The organism is Acinetobacter sp. YH12116, from assembly GCF_013418895.1.
Classification (GTDB): Bacteria; Pseudomonadota; Gammaproteobacteria; order Pseudomonadales; family Moraxellaceae; genus Acinetobacter; species Acinetobacter indicus.
Map to the genome: position 1 here is coordinate 1 of NZ_VPBE01000012.1, position 19266 is coordinate 19266.

21 protein-coding genes and 1 pseudogene are annotated in these 19266 nt (G+C 46.7%); 12 read left to right on the top strand and 10 right to left on the bottom strand.

The genetic code is table 11. The annotated features are described in order from the left end of the window. Positions 1-188 (top strand): annotated as a pseudogene (locus FTU54_RS15145) (DDE transposase); the annotation flags it as partial. A 56-nt stretch (positions 189-244) separates the two neighbouring features. Here FTU54_RS15145 and FTU54_RS08680 read toward each other — a convergent pair. Together FTU54_RS08680 and FTU54_RS08685 are read right to left on the bottom strand one after the other, a co-directional pair. Beyond that, entirely contained in the window at positions 245-862 is a 618-nt protein-coding gene (locus tag FTU54_RS08680) for a LysE family translocator (protein ID WP_171065068.1), read from the bottom strand. Between the two features lie 49 nt (positions 863-911). Next, positions 912-1403 carry a DUF1289 domain-containing protein gene (locus FTU54_RS08685; RefSeq protein WP_180047056.1) on the bottom strand — a complete coding sequence of 164 codons (492 nt, stop codon included), beginning with the start codon at positions 1401-1403 and terminating at the stop codon, positions 912-914. Positions 1404-1602: 199 nt separating this feature from the next. On the opposite strand from FTU54_RS08685, the gene FTU54_RS08690 reads away from it, so the two are divergent. The 5 genes from FTU54_RS08690 to FTU54_RS08710 all read left to right on the top strand — a co-directional run bounded on the left by FTU54_RS08690 (position 1603) and on the right by FTU54_RS08710 (position 5037). Further along, entirely contained in the window at positions 1603-2535 is a 933-nt protein-coding gene (locus tag FTU54_RS08690; RefSeq protein WP_180047057.1) for a rhodanese-related sulfurtransferase, read from the top strand. A 209-nt stretch (positions 2536-2744) separates the two neighbouring features. Continuing rightward, complete coding sequence (locus FTU54_RS08695; RefSeq protein ID WP_016659901.1) at positions 2745-3047, top strand: hypothetical protein; 303 nt, start codon at positions 2745-2747, stop codon at positions 3045-3047. Positions 3048-3121: 74 nt separating this feature from the next. Then, positions 3122-3736 carry a DedA family protein gene (locus tag FTU54_RS08700; RefSeq protein WP_005176142.1) on the top strand — a complete coding sequence of 205 codons (615 nt, stop codon included), beginning with the start codon at positions 3122-3124 and terminating at the stop codon, positions 3734-3736. 39 nt (positions 3737-3775) lie between these two features. Continuing rightward, a complete protein-coding gene (locus tag FTU54_RS08705; RefSeq protein WP_075167535.1) occupies positions 3776-4183 on the top strand; it encodes an ABZJ_00895 family protein in 408 nt (135 codons plus the stop codon). A gap of 293 nt (positions 4184-4476) precedes the next feature. Continuing rightward, positions 4477-5037 (top strand): glycine zipper domain-containing protein, encoded by a 561-nt coding sequence (locus FTU54_RS08710; RefSeq protein WP_005176140.1) that lies wholly within the window; start codon positions 4477-4479, stop codon positions 5035-5037. Positions 5038-5097: 60 nt separating this feature from the next. Here the strand turns inward: FTU54_RS08710 and FTU54_RS08715 are convergent, their stop codons facing one another. After that, entirely contained in the window at positions 5098-5622 is a 525-nt protein-coding gene (locus FTU54_RS08715) for a YecA family protein (RefSeq protein ID WP_005176137.1), read from the bottom strand. A gap of 69 nt (positions 5623-5691) precedes the next feature. After that, complete coding sequence (locus tag FTU54_RS08720) at positions 5692-5898, bottom strand: PA3496 family putative envelope integrity protein (protein WP_005176134.1); 207 nt, start codon at positions 5896-5898, stop codon at positions 5692-5694. 374 nt (positions 5899-6272) lie between these two features. Here FTU54_RS08720 and rpoD point away from each other — a divergent pair, with 374 nt between their 5' ends. From rpoD to FTU54_RS08750, 6 genes are all read left to right on the top strand, one after another. After that, positions 6273-8165, top strand: a complete 1893-nt coding sequence (gene rpoD, locus FTU54_RS08725; RefSeq protein WP_180006803.1) for an RNA polymerase sigma factor RpoD — start codon at positions 6273-6275, stop codon at positions 8163-8165. Between the two features lie 98 nt (positions 8166-8263). Continuing rightward, entirely contained in the window at positions 8264-8551 is a 288-nt protein-coding gene (locus FTU54_RS08730) for a YbeD family protein (RefSeq protein WP_005176130.1), read from the top strand. Between the two features lie 139 nt (positions 8552-8690). Next, on the top strand, positions 8691-9350 hold the full coding sequence (lipB, locus tag FTU54_RS08735) for a lipoyl(octanoyl) transferase LipB (protein ID WP_005176127.1): 660 nt from the start codon (positions 8691-8693) through the stop codon (positions 9348-9350). Between the two features lie 81 nt (positions 9351-9431). Then, a complete protein-coding gene (locus FTU54_RS08740; RefSeq protein WP_180047059.1) occupies positions 9432-9965 on the top strand; it encodes a hypothetical protein in 534 nt (177 codons plus the stop codon). 1 nt (position 9966) lies between these two features. Beyond that, positions 9967-11151 (top strand): iron-containing alcohol dehydrogenase, encoded by a 1185-nt coding sequence (locus tag FTU54_RS08745; RefSeq protein ID WP_127799636.1) that lies wholly within the window; start codon positions 9967-9969, stop codon positions 11149-11151. A 270-nt stretch (positions 11152-11421) separates the two neighbouring features. Beyond that, complete coding sequence (locus FTU54_RS08750) at positions 11422-12819, top strand: APC family permease (protein ID WP_005176119.1); 1398 nt, start codon at positions 11422-11424, stop codon at positions 12817-12819. Positions 12820-12973: 154 nt separating this feature from the next. Here the strand turns inward: FTU54_RS08750 and FTU54_RS08755 are convergent, their stop codons facing one another. From FTU54_RS08755 to rpmA, 6 genes are all read right to left on the bottom strand, one after another. After that, a complete protein-coding gene (locus tag FTU54_RS08755) occupies positions 12974-13453 on the bottom strand; it encodes a tRNA (cytidine(34)-2'-O)-methyltransferase (protein ID WP_045796434.1) in 480 nt (159 codons plus the stop codon). Positions 13454-13751: 298 nt separating this feature from the next. Next, on the bottom strand, positions 13752-15134 hold the full coding sequence (gene cysG / locus FTU54_RS08760; RefSeq protein ID WP_180047061.1) for a siroheme synthase CysG: 1383 nt from the start codon (positions 15132-15134) through the stop codon (positions 13752-13754). Positions 15135-15215: 81 nt separating this feature from the next. Further along, a complete protein-coding gene (gene serS, locus FTU54_RS08765) occupies positions 15216-16487 on the bottom strand; it encodes a serine--tRNA ligase (protein WP_016659896.1) in 1272 nt (423 codons plus the stop codon). A 118-nt stretch (positions 16488-16605) separates the two neighbouring features. Beyond that, positions 16606-17520: an RsiV family protein gene (locus tag FTU54_RS08770; RefSeq protein WP_180054469.1), complete on the bottom strand. Its 915-nt coding sequence runs from the start codon at positions 17518-17520 to the stop codon at positions 16606-16608. Positions 17521-18102: 582 nt separating this feature from the next. Then, positions 18103-18795, bottom strand: a complete 693-nt coding sequence (lolA, locus tag FTU54_RS08775; protein WP_016659894.1) for an outer membrane lipoprotein chaperone LolA — start codon at positions 18793-18795, stop codon at positions 18103-18105. Positions 18796-19013: 218 nt separating this feature from the next. Then, positions 19014-19265: a 50S ribosomal protein L27 gene (gene rpmA, locus FTU54_RS08780; RefSeq protein ID WP_005176106.1), complete on the bottom strand. Its 252-nt coding sequence runs from the start codon at positions 19263-19265 to the stop codon at positions 19014-19016. Position 19266 lies beyond the last annotated feature (1 nt).

The window sequence follows — 19266 nt, forward strand, 5'->3', positions numbered from 1 at the left end:
CTATTGCCCTTCTTAATTTACTCAGATTCGACTCTTTGGCTTCTGCAGGTAATCTACCCAAACATCTGGAAAGTTTAATGGAGAAATCTAATCGGTATGTTATACCTGAGAGAAGAGTGAGGAGTTATCCAAGGGTTGTAAAAGGAAAACCTCAAAAATACCCAAGAAAAAGCCAGTCAATCTCTTAACTGACTGGCATTAGCACATTGCGGGCTTTTTTATGACGTCAATATTCATAGATCATTTAAAACAGATACTGTCCTGCTGTGCTAATCAGGCCATATAGCGCAATCAGAATTAAAAGAGCACCACACAGCGCCAGTACCGGCCGATAACCGCGTGACAGCGTTAAACGGTAAAAACCCAAATACAACAAAGACAAAGTCAGAAAATCCAGTACAATCCAGCTGGCGGTCAGCAAGATTAGACTATCATTAAAATGATTGGTGACCTGAATAAATTGCGGGAAAAAGGCACTAAAAAACAGAATATCTTTCGGATTGGAAATCCCGACCAGAAAACCCTGCCGAAATCCGCCTACAGCGCTGGCCGTCTCCTGTTTCGGTCCGGCCGCTGCCCGGCTTTCCTTGAGAATGTCCACCCCCAAATAGGCAATATAGACACAGCCTAGCAGCTTAATTAAATCCAGCCAGAAGGCCTGAATATTGAAGATGCCTTTTAAAATCAGCACCGAGCAGGCAATTAACAGCAAAGAAGCTAAATTAGTCCCGACAATGGTCTGAAACGCCCGCCGGTAACCACCTTTGAGTCCGGCACCAATCACCAGCATCATCACCGGGCCTGGGGTGGCAATCATGATCACCACCGCCAGACAGTACAACAGATATTCAGCCATATTGATCATCTGTGGTACTCCTGCGCTACTCTTGCTTAAACCTTAGGATGAAAAACTAGTCATCCTCTTCCAGACTGACTTTTAATAAATGCTGGCTAATGCCATCGGCACGTAAAAATGCCAGGTCATAACTCGCAGTCGCCAGTGCCAGTACCCGACGCTCAAATTCCTGCCACAGTGGTTTAACCTGCGCGGCCTGAATACCAAGACCACTGTCATCGGCCAGATGCTTGTTTTTTTCACATAATTTGAGCGCATGATATAACTTGCGGCCTGCGCTGGCATCGGGACGTAAACGCACCCGCTTTGACAGGACAAAATGCTCTACCTGCGGCAAGCGGGCAAATGGCAACATTGGTACCAGAATCTGGTCCAGCTGGGCATCCAGACGCTGCCAGACAGCCGTTTGCTGTTCGGGGGTATAGCCATTCCAGCGTATCACTTCATGATTAAAACGACGACAACCACGACACACTGAATCACCAAATACCGTAGAGCAGCGGCCTGCACACGGGGTCAATGAGGTGATTCGACGATCCGTACTCAAAATATACTCCAGAAAAGCGCAGTAATGCCGGCCTGAATGCGGCCGTATTACTTTTGGTAAAATCATAGGCGAGGATAGGCATCATAGCCGACTCTATCGCAGATTTAAAACCATATTTCTGTTCTGGATTTCTCGCTATCTGGGCACTTTCACGCTAAAATATGCCCCTCAAATTTTTTATATCACATTGGAGTACTCCATGAACGCTACTGTAGAACAGCTTGCACCTGTAGAACAGCAAGCGACCTCTGGTTGGGTTGTTGCCGCACTTTATCAATTCAAAGAAGTTCAAGATCCTGCAGATCTACAACAACGTCTTTTAGACTTGGTAAACAGCATCAACCTGTGTGGTACTCTCATTGTGGCGGGTGAAGGAATTAATGGTACGGTGGCGGGCGACCGCGAAGCCATTGATCAGGTGCATCAGTTTCTTTTAAACGAAGGCTTTACCGCGATGGAATATAAAGAGTCACACAGCGCCGACAAGCCTTTCCGCAAAATGAAAATCAAGCTGAAAAAAGAAATTGTGACTTTGGGTGTAGAGGTCAAACCACGTGATCTGGTCGGCCATTATCTGGACCCGAAAGAATGGAATGAACTGATTGCACGTGATGACGTAATTTTAATTGATACCCGCAATGACTATGAATACAAGGCCGGGACTTTTAAAGGCGCGATTGATCCACAAACTGAAACCTTCCGTGAATTTCCAGACTATGTGAAAAAAGAACTGGAACAGCACAAAGACAAGAAAATTGCCATGTTCTGTACCGGTGGGATTCGCTGTGAAAAATCCACTTCGTTATTGCTACAAGAAGGCTTCCAGGAAGTTTATCATCTGAAAGGCGGTATTTTGAAATACCTCGAAGAAACCCCGGCAGAAGAAAGCCTGTGGGAAGGTGAATGTTTCGTATTTGATGGTCGTACTGCGGTTACGCATGGTGTGGAAGAAGGTCGAAATACCAAGTGTCATGCCTGTGGTTGGCCTTTACTGCCAGAAGAAGTGGCAGAACCAAGCTATGAACACGGCGTATCTTGTAAATACTGTATTGATAAAACCACAGAAAAACAGAAAGCCGGCTTCCGTATGCGTCAATCTCAGATTGCAGCGGCAAAACGCAAACGTCTGTAATAATGTAAACCAGTACAAATAATTTTACAAAAAGCCCTATTTATAGGGCTTTTTTTACGTCTGTTCACATACCAGAATCAATTCAATACCAAAGCACCCTCTGGTACTAACAGAAGCCAGTCATGCTTAGGCTAAACTCCAAATCACAACAAAAACAATGCAGTTTTATTTTGACGTACAGATTCTCACCCATGGACAAGGATTGACTTATGCAAAGAACGATAACAACACGCTATAAACACCAATTCCGTACTGCCTTACTGCAACGAGCGCATCAGCAGCAAGATCTGCAATTGCACCACCTGAAACAGCAGCTTGAACAGCGTTCACACTTGTTTATTGTGGGGTTTGGCACCGTGCTCGGCGCGATTCTGGCAATGTTTATTGCCTATCACCTTTCCAATATCTGGAGTGGTTATCTGATTGTCGCTGTCTTGCCGCTGCTGGTGGCGTATGGGCTTCGAAAAGTCTATGTGCATACCCTGTCGCATACCACTGAGGAAGATTTTTAGTTACGTTTCAGCTCTTTACTGAAAAACCAATCCTCTTTAGCATGAAGGTCTAATTTTTAGGCCTTCTTGACTTTATGAACCTGACCGAATGGATTATTTCCATTATGGAACAGCTGGGCTACTTCGGTATTGCCCTGCTTATGTTTCTGGACAACGTATTCCCCCCTATTCCTTCCGAAATTATTATGCCTTCTGCTGGTTATTCGGCCTCACAAGGTGAATTACTGTTTGTTGGTGTCGTGGTTGCCGGCTGTTTCGGTTCGCTACTGGCCGCGGCCTTGCTGTACTGGGTCGGCTATAAATTCGAACATGATGCGATTTTCCGCTTTGTCGACCGCTACGGAAAATACCTGTTCCTAAAATCGGCCGATGTCAAAAAATCACTGGACTGGTTCGAGCAGTATGGGCATCGCATTGTCTTTGCCGGACGCATGATTCCGGCGGTACGCTCTTTAATTAGTATTCCCGCCGGCATGAGCCGGATGCCCTTCTGGAAATTCATGTTCTACAGCAGCCTCGGCACCATCATCTGGACCACTTTTCTGGCTGCGGTCGGGTTTTATTTTGGCGAAAATCAGGCGCTGATGCAGAAAATTTTTAGCCAGGTCGGCTATGTCATTATTGCAATTGTGATTGCGATTATCGGCTGGATTCTATACCGTAGGTATATGCGTAAACGCGCTTCGTGATGTGCATTGGCCTGCCTATAGGCCAAACTTGGGGATTCAATGAAACACTATTTGCTGCATTTGGCTGCGGTCTACAGCATTGCGCTGGTCCTGCTGACCATGGTTCTGGTTTATGGTTTAAATCTTGGGGTATTAACCCTTTTTCCAACACTGGTGGTAGTCGCGCTGATCAATGCCAAACATTTTGTAAAACGTGAAAAACGCCTACCGACCTCAGATGAAAGAATTCAGCTGATTTGGGGCAGCAGTGCCGTGGCCATCATTATTGGCAGCCTGTTTATCTTTTTTATGGTGCTGATGAACCCCTATGCGGAGCAGATTATTCAATCGGCTGAGAAAATGGGACTGGCCCTCATGGCAGTGTTGATGCTATGTATGGTCGCCATCCATGGTGCGGTATTTTATGCCGCCTACGTCTGGTATGCCGCTTATTGCGCCAAACAGTAATAGTTAGTCGATTTTCAGACACTGTTAAATCAAATTATCCTGAAGTAAATTCTTTCGTGCAGATGGGTGACTTCCGGACAGCGCATCTGCATAGAAAATTTAACCGTATGTAAGTAAGCCCTGCTTTTCGTCACCAGAAACCGACATAAGTTATTTATCTTAACGTGAAAGGTGCAATTCTCCTGCCCGCGCTAGGTGCTGTCTGATCTAAGTTAAACCTCAAGAGATCCGCTTGATCTTAATTTTTTGATTCATTTTACTTAGATCATCATCAGCCCCAAGAGGATACAGACATGACGAATCCAGAAATAGAAACCCAGCGCCAGCAGGAACAAAAACGCGAACAGGTCAAACAGCTGCCAAAACAGCAGCAGCAACAGCTGAATGCCAACCCAAAAACCGGTGAAACCGGCACCCATCCGGTGGGTACCAGTGTCGGTGCGGTCGGCGGTGCAGCCACAGGTGCCGCAGTCGGGGCTACCACCGGCCCAATTGGCGCAGTGGTCGGAGGTACCATTGGTGCCGTGGTGGGTGGTCTGGTTGGTAAAACCGCTGCAGAAGCCGAAAACCCGACCGAAGGTGATGAAGATATTTACTGGCGTGAACACAGCCAGAGCCAGCCTTACTATACCAGCCTGCAAAACACACATCCGGACTTAAGCTATGAGCGCGATTATCAGGCCGCCTATCGGGTCGGTTATGCCCAGCGCTCACGCTATGAACCGGGTACACGCTTTGAAGATGTAGAACCCGATTTACGCAGCGAATGGGAGTCCACCAAGGGCGATACCCGTTTGGCCTGGGAAGATGCCAAACATGCGGTGCGTGATGCCTGGAACCGTATGACCCGCTAATGTAATCCGGCTATAAAAAAACACCTCCGAGGAGGTGTTTTTTTATTTATTCGGTTTGCATCAGTTTGGAGTGTGATACATCAAATACAGTTCATTAAGGTTGTCCGGAATTTCTTCCGCCAGCTCATCCATTAACTGACCATTACGACGGAAGCTTTCCATTTGCGGGTCTTCTTCATCAATGCCGCTAAACACCATGATTGGTAAAGTCAGATCTACCAGCTGTTCTTCAAATTCTGGCGTGAACCAGGCTTCTTCATTCAGGAACATGGCATCCACAAAGCCCACACTCCAGTCGCCCAAGCTCGATTCTACATCTGCTTCTTCAATTTCGAATGGAAATTCAATGCCTTCTTCATTGGCCAGGTTTTGACGAATGGATTCGAGCCAGGTTTTCACCTGCGCTACGATTTCTGCCGGCACTTTTTTCTGGTTGCCTTCAAATAGTTCATCCAGCCATTGGTCAAATTGCGGGCCGACTGCAATGGCACACAAAAAACCATGAGTGGCAGCAAAATCTAGACCGTATTCGTTCTGGTCACCATCTAGATATTCACTCAACAGGTCTAAATCTAAAGCACTCATCTTAAATCCAAAAATCGTCTATACAAGGTATAGCATAGCATTTTCCGAAGACTTTACTGAACCCAAATTTCAGTCATCTTCGTCGTCAAAATCATCTTCGTCGAAGTCATAATCAAAATCCTTGAGATCACGCTCCAGTCGACGCTGTGCCAGCAGATCATCAATCAGGCGACGTTTTTCTAACGATTCTTTCGCACTGATTTTACCTGCCGCTTCATCGAAGCTGACATCATCATCACCGTAGTTATCATCTAGTTCAAAATCTGTTGAAGACACTAAAACTACCTCAGAATGAAAAAATGTGAATGGGTTTAGCCGCTATTTATCTGCCTTTGAAAAAGTTGTCAAGTTTTATTTATATTTTTTGTTTTTCCCGACTATTTTTGGCTTGTATTTCGCGCTAAAATTTGTGTATTTATGAAGACCTTATCTGAATAAGTATAGTTTAAAGCATATGACAAGAATATTTCGCGGACAAAACGGATGCCAGACTTGAAAACCGGGCAAGATGCCCCATATTCCTATTCAGTTTTGCTTTCAAACATTTTTATAAAATCATGCTTGATTGATCAAATCAGAAACTTTTACAGCAAATTGTGCTATCATGCACGGTTTTTCACTGCCACAGATTCAACGAAGAGTAAGCAAAGATGAGCGATATGACTTCCCCTACTTCGCAAGTAGCGGCTCTGATTAGCCGAGGCAAAGAGCAAGGTTACCTAACTTATGCCGAGGTTAACGATCATCTCCCAGACTCAATCACGGAAAGCGAACAGATTGAAGACATCATCCAGATGCTTCAGGACGTGGGTATTCCTGTGCATGAACGTGCACCTGAATCTGATGATGCGATGTTCGAAGACACCACAGAAGCTGCAGATGAAGTCGCTGAAGAAGAAGCAGCGGCAGTACTGGCTTCTGTAGAAAATGAGCCTGGCCGTACCACGGACCCTGTGCGTATGTATATGCGTGAAATGGGGACCGTTGAGCTGTTAACGCGAGAAGGCGAAATTAGTATCGCGAAACGTATTGAAGAAGGCATCCGTGATGTGCTGCATTCAATTGCGTACTGGCCAAATGCCGTTGAAGTGGTTCTACAAGAATACAAAGATTATGAAAATGGCGAACGCCGCCTGGCCGATCTGCTTTCAGGTTACTTAGATCCGGAAACCGATGAAGAAATTCCGGAAGTGCTGGAAGATGAAGCCGTGCTCGACGATGAAGAAGAATCGAGCAGCAAGAGCACCAAAACCAAAGATGTCAAACTTGATGACGACGATGAAGAAGAAGAGTCAGAATCGGATGATGATTCTGAAGCGGATTCTGGTCCGGACCCTGAAATTGCCAAAGTACGTTTTGCCGAGCTGACTGAAGCCTGGAAAAACGCCAAAGACGTCATTGCAAAGCATGGCCGTAACAGCAAAGAAGCGGAAGCTGCGTTACAGGCTCTGGCCAGCGTGTTCATGATGTTCAAATTTGCGCCGCGCCTGTTTGATATTATTTCAGAAATGATTCGTGGCACGCATGACCAGATTCGTGCAGCAGAACGTGAAGTAATGCGTTATGCGGTACGTCGTGGCCGTATGGACCGTACCCAGTTCCGTACGACTTTCCCGGGTCAGGAATCTAATCCGGCATGGTTAGACGAACAGATTGCCAAAGCTCCTGCAGAGATGAAAGGCTACCTGGAAAAAGTACGTCCTGATGTACTGGCCTTCCAGCAAAAAATTGCCGACATCGAAAAAGAGCTGGGTCTGAATGTTAAAGACATTAAAGACATTGCCAAACGTATGGCAGTGGGTGAAGCCAAAGCACGTCGCGCCAAGAAAGAAATGGTTGAAGCCAACTTGCGTCTGGTGATCTCGATTGCCAAGAAATACACCAACCGCGGCTTGCAGTTCCTGGATCTGATTCAGGAAGGTAACATCGGTCTGATGAAAGCGGTAGACAAGTTTGAATACCGTCGTGGTTACAAGTTCTCGACTTATGCGACTTGGTGGATTCGTCAGGCGATCACACGTTCGATTGCCGATCAGGCACGTACCATCCGTATTCCGGTACACATGATTGAAACCATTAACAAGATTAACCGTGTTTCTCGTCAGTTGTTGCAGGAAATGGGCCGCGAACCGACACCGGAAGAACTCGGTGAACGTCTGGAAATGGACGAAGTGAAGGTACGTAAAGTCCTGAAAATTGCCAAAGAGCCAATTTCCATGGAAACGCCAATTGGTGATGATGAAGATTCGCATTTGGGTGACTTCATTGAAGACAGCAACATCACCTCTCCGGTCGATGCAGCGACTTCAGAAGGCTTAAAAGAAGCAACACGCGAAGTGCTGGAAAACCTGACTGAACGTGAAGCCAAAGTCCTGAAAATGCGTTTTGGTATTGATATGCCAACCGATCATACTCTGGAAGAAGTCGGTAAGCAGTTTGATGTGACCCGTGAACGGATCCGTCAGATTGAAGCCAAAGCCTTACGTAAATTACGTCACCCTTCCCGCTCTGAACACCTGCGTTCATTCCTGGAAAACGACTAAGTCAGCAGCGGCTTGAATTGGGATCAATCCATCCCCATTTAAGTAGCAATGCCAAAACGCCTGCGCCTTGCAGGCGTTTTCAATCTTTTGAGGTAATTATGATTGACCGCACTCCCTCTCGTGAATTACAAGAGCATCTTTGGGTTTTTCCGATGGATTACCCGATTAAACTGATTGGTCTGGCCGGTGCAGAGCTGCGTCAAGCGGTGAACGATATTTTCGTGAAACACTTCCCGGACTTTGATGGCGACAAAATGACCGTGACCCCGTCGCGTACCGGTAAATACCACTCGATTACTGCACAGCTGCGTTTCGAGGAGCTGGAACAGGTACATGCGGTCTATGCCGATTTAGCTGCCTGCCCGCTGATTAAAACCGCGCTTTAAGTTTCAAAAAAACACGCTTCATGCGTGTTTTTTTATGGCGTACCGTGCAAGCGCAGTAATTTAAAGCAGGCATACTCCTATTCCTATTCTGAATCATTATAATTCACATCAGCAGATTTCATTTTTAAGGACGCAGCCTGTGACCGATGCGCTTCAAAAACCGACCCTCATTATTCGCCAGTATTCGCAATTAACACCGTATCAAGACCGCTTTTTAGAGATGAAGCAGTTGACTGAACAGCGTGATGCCAATACCCCCGATGAGCTCTGGATTTTGCAGCATCATGAGGTGCTGACCCAAGGTCAGGCCGGCAAGGCAGAACATATTCTGATTCCCAGCCATATTCCGGTGGTACAAACCGACCGTGGTGGACAGGTGACCTGGCATGGTCCGGGCCAGCTGGTGGCGTATTTCCTGTTTGACCTGAACCGTTTGGGCTGGAATGTCCGCACGCTGGTATCGTATGCCGAAAACCTGATGATTGCGCTGCTCAAAAAATATGGCATTGAAGCTTATGCCAAAGCAGATGCGCCGGGTGTCTATGTCGCGGAGCGTAAAATTGGCTCATTGGGCTTTAAAATCCGCAAAGGCCGTAGTTACCATGGACTAGCGCTGAATATTGACTGTGATTTGAGTGGTTTTCAAACCATTAACCCCTGTGGGTATGCCGGTCTGGAAATGGTGCGCATTCAGGATTTAGTCCCAGACTATCCATCGTTTGAAACTTTATGCCGAGATATCATTGAAACTTTAGAGCACAGTGGTTACTTTAGTGAGGTTCAAACCATTCAAGCCTAAATGACTTTACTTTTGAATAAGAAATAAATTAGAGTATTTACTCTAAACCTAATAATAGATGTTAACAAAGGGACTCAGCGAGTGATTTCAAGCAAAACCGTGAAGCCCGCTTTGCAACAGGCCTATGTCAAACTCATGATGGATGTGATTGGCAGAGGTCTGGTGATGGCAAGCCAGGTCGATCAAGAAATAAAACAGGAAGTTGCAAAGTTTCCCGCAAATTTTATCCTGTCCATGAAAGTGTTTCCCAATGGACCTGCGTTCATTGCCCGGGTGACTGAAGATCATCAGCTCGAACTGCTGCCTGAACTGGATGGCAAACCCGATCTGGTCATTACCTTCAAGCATCTGACCCATGCCTTTTTGGTGTTCTCGTTTCAGGAAAGTACGGCACAGGCCTTTGCCCATGACCGCATGATTGCCGATGGTGACCTGTCTTATGCCATTCGTCTGGTGCGTTGCCTGAACAAAATGGAAGCCCTGATTTTGCCTAAACTGCTGGCAGAGCTGGCCATCAAACAATACCCATCCGAACTTAACTTAAAAGAAAAACTCAGCGGAGCTGCCCATATTTACCTGAAAGTGGCTCAGTCCTATTTCCAACGGAGTGCATAACATGGCGAAGCCTTATTACGAATTTTTTTGTCCAGTCAAAGTCATTGCCGGCAATGCCGCACTGGAACACATTCCGTTTGAATTGGTGACTTTAGGTGCGAAACGCCCGCTGATCATTACCGACAAAGGCGTCCGTGGTAATAACCTGCTGGCCCCGGTTGAGGCGGCTTTTGAATCAACCGATGCTGAAATTGGCTATATTTTTGATGATGTGCCGCAGGATTCAAGTCTGGACACGGTACGTAAAGCCGCGCAGCTGTATCGTGACCACAACTGTGATGCCATTATTGCAGTGGGTGGTGGTTCGGTGATTGACACCTCCAAAGCCACCAACATTCTGGTGACGGAAGGCGGCGATGACCTGCTAAAATATTCCGGTGCGCACAACCTGCCAAAACCGTTAAAGCCCTTCTTCGTGATTCCGACCACCTCAGGCACCGGTTCAGAAGTCACCATGGTCGCCGTGGTGTCAGATACTGAAAAGAATGTCAAAATGCCATTCGCTTCTTATTACCTGATGCCACATGCCGCGATTCTGGACCCGCGCATGACCCAGACCCTGCCACCGCATTTAACGGCAATGACAGCTATGGATGCCATGACCCATGCGGTTGAAGCCTATAGCTGCATGGCCTCGAATCCGATTTCGGATGCCTATGCCACCGCCGCGATCAAGAAAATCAGCAATAACCTGTTTAAAGTGCTGGATAATCCAAGCGATGCCTATGGCCGTCTGGAACTGGCGCAGGCCTCGACCATGGCTGGTATTGCCTTCTCCAATTCGATGGTGGGTCTGGTGCACTCTCTCGGTCATGCCTTAGGTGCAGTGGCGCATCTGCCGCATGGACTGTGCATGAACCTGTTCTTACCGTATGTGCTGGAATACAACAAAGATGTCAATGGCGACAAAATTGCCGAACTGCTGCTGCCATTGGCCGGCCCGGATATTTATGCCCAGACTCCGGCGCATCTGCGTGCCGATAAAGCCATTGCTACCCTGCTGACCATGCGCGACCGTCTGTATACCATGACCAAATTGCCACGCACCTTGAGTGAAACCGGCAAGGTTACAGAAGCGCAGCTGGATGAAGTGGCCGAAAAAGCCCTAAACGATGGCTCGATCATTTACAACCCGAAAGAAGCCAGTCTAGAAGATTTGAAATCTATCTTAAAAAAGGCTTGGTAATTTCCAGCAAATAGGCGAATATAGCCAAAATTTCTAGAAGCCTGATGTTTTTTTAAGCATCAGGCTTTTACTATACCCAAGAAAAAGTTCTTATTTATTCAGATGATTGGCATATTTTCTGCTAAAAATTTCTGAAAAAGTTACTGACAAAAGCAACCATTTTGGAGTAGATTGGCGGACTTTTGTTTTATTGATAGGGGGGATCGTTCGTCTCAAACGATCCTTAGGAACATGACTGATCCTTGATCAACGATTAAGAGGATAACGCCGTTGACAAATATCTCTGGGACTCAATCGGCAGCTAAACTGCAAAAAACGCTAGGGCTCTGGCACATCATTATTATTGGTTTAGCATATATTCAGCCAATGACCTTATTTGACACTTTCGGTTTAGTATCGGAAGAAAGTCATTTTCATGTACCCACCTCGTATATTTTTGCCTTGGTTGCAATCTTGCTGACCTCGTTAAGCTATGGTCACATGATTCGCCGCTACCCATCTTCGGGTTCTGCCTATACTTATGCGCAGAAATCCATTCACCCCAATGTCGGCTTTATGGTGGGCTGGTCGTCCTGGCTCGACTACCTGCTGTCGCCAATGGTGAATATTATTCTGGCTGTGATTTATCTGGAAGCGCTATTCCCGGATGTCAATCATTGGGTCTGGGTCATTGTGCTGACCGCGTTTATGACCGGCATCAACCTGCGCGGTGCGCGTTTTGTCGCCAACTTCAACAGTCTGATTGTATTTATCCAGCTCCTGGTCATCGCGATCTTTACCTGGATGGTATTTACCAAACTGCAGGCCGGTTTTAATGCCGATGGCCCGATTAGTGCCGAACAGCGTTATCAGCTCTGGAGCCTGGAACCATTCTGGAATGAGCTGACCTCAGTCGGTGCGCTGATTACCGGTGCTACCTTACTGTGCTTCTCCTTCACCGGTTTTGACTCGTTAAGCTCGCTGGCAGAAGAAACCAAAGATACCGAAAAGACCCTGCCAAAAGCGATTTTCCTGACTGCGTTAATTGCCGGGATCATCTTTATTGTCAGCACCTACTTCATGCAGATTTACTTCCCGAATGAACCGGGCAGCTACTTCAAAAATATTGCTGAAACTCAGCCAGAAATTCTGATGCTGGTGGGTGGTTCACTGTTCCAGTCCTATGTACTGACCTTTGCAATTGTAACGGTGATGGCTTCGGGTATTTCTGCACATGCTGGTGTATCCCGCTTAATGTACGTGATGGGCCGTGATGGCGTGATTAACAAGAAAATCTTTGGTCATATCAGCCCTCGTAACTTCACACCGTCTTATAACATTCTGATTGTGGGTGCGGTGGCCTTAACTGCGGGCTTTATGGATCTGGATTTCGTGATTTCCCTGATCAGCTTTGGTGCCCTGACTGCATTCAGTTTCGTTAACCTGTCAGTCATTTCACGCTATGCGCTACGTGATGGCCGTACCCGCAATGTTAAAGACATTCTGAACTTTGTGGTGGTGCCGCTCTGTGGTTTTATCGCGGTGTTTGCACTGTGGCTTGAAGTTGATGAAACATCATTGAAATATGGTTTATGGTGGGCAATGGCCGGTATTTTATACCTGGGTTATAAAACCAAAGGCTTTAAACACCCTGCGCCACAACACAATGAATTTGACGATAAACTCTAAGTTTAAGTCATTCAAAAAGGTGCTTCGGCACCTTTTTTGTTTCCACATTTCAGGTCAAGTTTTGACGGCTTGATCCTGCTCACTGAAAAAATAAATAGCGATAAAAAAACCAAGATCAGTGATCCTGGTTTTTTATTCTTCGCGATGATCTGCCCTAGCTTAAAGGCTGGAAACCCTGCTGACGCCAAGCTTCATAGACAATGACCGCTGTGGCATTCGACAGGTTTAAACTGCGAGAATTTTCTGCCATCGGCAAGCGAATCCAGTGCTCTTGTGGGAACATCAAACGCACATGCTCAGGCAAACCGCGGGTTTCTGGTCCCATCAACAAGGCCACAGGACGGTTTAAATCCGAAGTATGCGGGGTTTCTGTCCCCTTGGTGGTTAATGGATACACCGCATCCACACCTACGCCTTTACTGGCCAAATCGGCCAGACAGTCTTCAATTGAATCCCACAGTTGCATCCGCGCCCATTCGTGGTAATCCAGACCGGCACGTTTCAGCTTTTTATCATCCAGCTCAAAACCCAGGGGCTTGACCAGATGTAACTGAGCACCGGTATTGGCACAAAGCCGGATAATATTACCGGTATTGGCAGGAATTTCAGGCTCATATAACACAACGTGGATCACTTTTTACTCACTATCTGGTTGATTTAAGCAATTAAACTTTCTTGATGGGACAAGGATGCTGTCAGGGTTAAAGCGCTACGCAGTATTGCCCTTTTGCATCTCCGGCAACCATGATTCATCATAGCTGCCACTTGACAGGCGTAGCCTTCGTCTTGCGCTCGGGCAACACGTTGTGTTGCTTTGTCCTCTTTACTCAGGCGCAGCCTTCGCCTTGCGCTCGGGCAACACGTTGTGTTGCTTTATCCTCTTTACTCAGGCGCAGCCTTCGCCTTGCGCTCGGGCAACGCAGTGCGTTGCTTTATCCTCGCTCATGCCATTGCAGTTGTTCGCGCAGCTTCACCACTTCACCAATAATGGTCAGGGTGGGCGCCTGAATTTGATGTTCAGTGACTTTAGATGCAATATCCGCCAAAGTCCCGACCACCACTTTCTGCTCCGGTGTGGTGCCTTTAGACACCAAGGCCACTGGCATATCCGGACGCTGGCCATGGGCAATCAGTTTCTGGCAGATTTTTTCCAGTCCCACCAGTCCCATATACAGCACCAGAGTCTGGTTTTCATAGACCAGCTCGCTCCACGGCAGTTCCGGTGAACCTTCTTTTAAATGCCCGGTCAGGAAACGTACGCTTTGCGCATAGTTGCGATGGGTTAAAGGAATACCGGCATAAGCTGAACAGCCCGATGCTGCGGTAATGCCCGGCACCACCTGAAGAGCCACTCCTGCAGCAAACAGCTCTTCAATTTCTTCACCGCCACGGCCAAAAATAAACGGATCACCGCCTTTTAAACGACAAACACGTTTACCTTCCTGCGCATACTTGACTAGCAAGGCATTAATGCCCTCTTGTGGCACAGCATGGTTGGAACGTGCTTTCCCAACATAAATTTTTTCAGCATCACGGCGGCACAGCTCCATAATCGGATCAGACACCAGACGGTCATAAATCACCACATCGGCCTGCTGCATCAAGCGCAGTGCTTTTAAGGTCAACAGCTCCGGATCACCCGGACCGGCACCGACCAGATACACTTCGCCTTTTGGCGTGGTCCATTCCTGCAAGGCCTGCTCAATCAAACGATTGGCTTCTTGCAGATTGTCATTAAAGACCTGCTCTTTAAGCGGACTGGCATACAGGTTTTCCCAGAAAATCCGGCGTTCATCCGGATTCTGGATTTTGGCCTTAACCGCAGCACGCCATTGACCGGAAAAACTCGCCAGTTTGCCCATGCCATGCGGAATACTGGTTTCCAATTGGGTGCGAATCTGGCGCGACAACACCGGCGATGCACCATTCGTGGCCACTGAAATCAGCAAAGGCGAACGGTCGACAATGGCCGGCACCATAAAGCGGCAATGTGGCGGATCATCGACACTATTGACCAGCACATTTTCAGCTTCACAGGCCTCAAACACCTGACGGTTGATTGCTGCATCATCAGTGGCGGCAATCACCAGACGATACTGGCGCAGCGGAATTTCAGTATTGAAGGCAGCAGCCTCATAATGCCCCTGGCTCTGCTGGACCAGTTCCAGTAAAGCGGCATCAATGTCCGGCGCCACCACATCAATAATAGCGCCTGCTTTTTGCAGTAAACCGGCTTTACGGTAGGCAATATGGCCGCCACCGACAATCAGACAGCGTTGCTGTTGCAACTTTAACGAGATTGGAAAAATATCCACACACTACCTCAGTAATTTAGTTCTGATTGTCTTAAGCAAATTTTGTGCACAAATTGGTGCATCCTGTACATCGACCTGAATTTAGTCGATATATTCTGCACCACCCATGTACGGACGTAGCACTTCAGGCACTTCAATTGAGCCATCCGCGCGCTGATAGTTCTCCATGACTGCCAGTAAAGTACGACCTACAGCCAGACCTGAACCATTCAAGGTATGTACAAATTCAGTTTTCTTCTGGTCGGCACGATAACGCGCTTTCATACGACGCGCCTGGAAATCACCCATGTTGGAACACGAAGAAATTTCACGATAGGTATTCTGACTTGGCACCCACACTTCCAGGTCATAGGTTTTGGTCGCACCAAAGCCCATATCACCACCACACAGGATGATTTTACGGTACGGCAAGCCCAGCGCCTGCAAAATGCCTTCTGCATGACCGGTCAACTCTTCCAGTGCCTGCATAGAATCTTCAGGTTTAACGATTTGCACCATTTCTACTTTATCAAACTGGTGCTGACGGATTAAACCACGCGTATCACGGCCATAAGAACCGGCTTCACTGCGGAAACATGGGGTATGCGCAGCATATTTCAGCGGTAAACGGTCGGCATCAATAATTTCGTCACGGACAAAGTTGGTGACTGGCACTTCCGCGGTTGGAATTAAATAGAACTCTTTTTCGCCCTGCAGCTTAAACAGGTCTTCTTCAAATTTTGGTAATTGACCGGTACCACGTAAAGAATCGGCATTGACCAGGTACGGCACATAGGCTTCGGTATAGCCATTTTTCAGGGTATGCGTATCCAGCATAAACTGGGTTAAAGCACGTTGCAGACGCGCCAATGGCCCTTTTAAAACGCTAAAGCGAGAACCGGTCAGTTTGGTGGCAGTTTCAAACTCCAGACCGCCCATCCATTCGCCTAAATCGGTATGATCTTTGATTTCAAAATCAAATTCGCGTGGTGTACCCCAGGTCAGGATTTCCACGTTATCGGCTTCATCTTTACCTTCCGGCACAGATTCATGTGGCAGGTTGGGAATGGTCAGTGATTTGGTTTCAATTTCTGCCTGTAATTCATTTAAAGCCACTTCGGCTGCTTTAATTTCATCACCAATGGCTGACATACGTGCCATGATTTCTGAAGCATCACCACCGGCTTTTTTAATCTGACCGACCTGTTTGGCACCGGCATTACGTTCGGCCTGTAGAGCTTCCGTTTTGGACTGGATTTCTTTACGGCGAGCTTCCAATGATGCCCATTCTTCTACATTGAGTTGCACACCACGTTTTGCCAAGGCTAAATTTACAGCCTCAATATTATTTCTGAGTAATTTCGGGTCGATCATAGCCAATCTTTTGTAAAGAAAAAAACTGGCTATAGTGTAAGCGCTTCGGGTTAAAAAATACAGTAATCCGCTTCACGGCTGGGGCTTATTACAGCAATCTGGCGCAGTTTTTCACAATTTACTGGGCCGGATACTTCGGCAAACTTGGCAGATATTCAGCTTTAATCAGTTTGTCCACCGCATAATACGGCAGCTCCAGTTCCGGCATGCCTTCTGCATAGGAAGCCAGCTCATACAATGGATAGACAAACACCAGTCCATTGGCACCATAATAGAAATTGTCACTCAGTCGCAGTTTGTCACGCTGGATGTTGTGCTCATTCAGCCAGTTGTAATTATGGTTAAACAGTTCTTGTACTAGTTTGGCTTCACTATTCGGCAGTAGAATATCCTGCAAGGCCAGACGTTTCTTGCTGTTTAAATCAAAGGTCACAAATTCCTGATGATGCATACCATGCGCCGCCCCGGCCGGATAACTATAGCTTTGCATGCTAAAGGTAGCCAGACGGCCATGCTGGCCAATATAACGTACATAGGTAGAACTCAGGCTAAGACGGTTAGGCTCCTCTGTGCTATTGGCCTCTGATGCTGACGATGCTGACGATGCTGACGATGCTGACGATGCTGACGATGCTGACGATGCTGACGATGCTGACGATGCTGACGATGCTGACGATGCTGACGATGCTGACGATGCTGACGATGCTGACGCAGTAGAAGCGGCATCTTCACTAAATGCAATCGGGTCAGCCTTTTTAATCCGCTGCATAAAATACGCATTGATCCACGGCACATTGGTATTGACCGTCTGAATATCGTATTCGGTACAGCCCTCTTCATCACAGCGCTGCTGCTGTTTCAGTTCCACCGGTACCACTTTGGCCTGAATCACGGGAATGGCAGCTGCCTGAGTCTGACTTTGCTCGGCCTCCACCTGAGGTGCGGCATCCTGCTTCGGCTGACAGGCGCTTAGCATTAACACCGTGGTCAGTGCGATGGTCGTGGTGAGCAGATTTGATTTCAGATGTTGCATTGCATTTCCCCCTATGTTCATGCTGCAATTTTCAGCAGTTTTTACCCCGCTAAGGCGTTGTATACGCTCAATTTAGCTATTTACCACTATATAAAACTCCTGCTGTTCGATCCTAGAGCAGTTCTGTAACCTGCGATAAAAAATGAAAAATCAACCAAAAACCACCCGCAGCAGTACATACCAAAATTTATAATATTCCATTAAAATTCATGATGATAATTTTAAAATAAAATCAAATCCTGACTGCACCCTAATCGTGCATCTGCGGCCTATTCAACGGGAAAAATAAATTATCCCAAGATTTATCCACAGAAATTGTGGATTCTTTCACAGGGCAAAAGCAGACAGATCAGCCGTGATTCTGATTAACCCTTATTTTTGGTTAATTTTTAACCATTTTTAAGGAGGAGAATTTTTATTCTCATTTCGTGCGTATCTGCATGACCTAACTCGCTCAATTGACTTTCCGTTCAATCCTGCCATTGGACGATTATTCACCTAAAAATAAAGGAACCATTAAAATGGCTCCTCTATGTTTTTGCTTTCACAGATAAAATCTTTTTAAGAAATGATCATCATCCCTTATTGATCAATAATATCCGTGCCTTTTGGCGGGGTGAAATTAAAGGTCGAGTTGGCAATGTTCGGGTTCACCTTCACATTGTTAAAACGCACATAGGTGGTTTGACCCAAGGAATCTTCTAGAATCATCAGGCTTGGTGCTTTGTTGGCACCGAAACTGATGGTCAGACTCTGGAAAGCACCGTCATCACTTTTTGGATACAGGGTGTAATAGGTTTTGCCTTTGTTTGGCTGGGTCACCCGGTATGACTGCATAATCTGGTTGGTATTGCCCGATAATAACAGTGCTGGCGTATTGGCAACCTGCTCATCCAGGTTTTGACGCACGGCCTGCTGCAAGTCCGGGTCATAAATCCAGACGGTTTTCCCTGAGGTCACAATGGTCTGTTTGGCCGGACTGGTGGTTTCCCAATAGAATTTACCCGGGCGCGCCACTTTCATTACGCCTTTAAATTCCTGATTCATATGCTGGGCAGTCAGGCCCTTGTTTTTAGGCGCTTTGCCGCTGGTTTTGGTGGTCTGCTCAAAGTTAGCGGTCATACTTTTAATATGACTCAATTGTTTGACCAGATTGGCAGTGGCTTGCTGCTCCGATGCTGCCACAGGCGCAGCATACACAGTCGTACTCATCACTGGTGCCAGCGTTGCAGCACCCAATGCCATAGCACACATGGTTTGACGAAGCATTTTCATAGATTCACCTTTTATTGTTGCATATCGCAATGTATTCATGGACTCATCTTAAACCAAATAAAGTGCCTAAATTTAGAGAAAATAAGAAGTTTTGTATGTTTATTAATATCAAATGTTCTTTTTTATCCATCATCATGAAGATCAGGGTTGCTCTCTTTCCCGATGCGACATGCATAAAAAAACCCACAGAAAACTGTGGGTTTTTGTTCTATTGAATCTTATTCAACAGATACGTAGCGACGGCCAAATTGACCTTTCACTTCGAATTTTACTACGCCGTCAGCAGTAGCAAATAAAGTATGGTCACGGCCCATACCTACATTTGCACCAGCGTGGAATTCTGTACCACGTTGACGAACGATGATGTTACCTGCAGTTACAGTTTGACCACCGTAAACTTTAACACCTAACATCTTAGGATTCGAATCACGACCGTTCTTAGTAGAACCACCGGCTTTTTTAGATGCCATG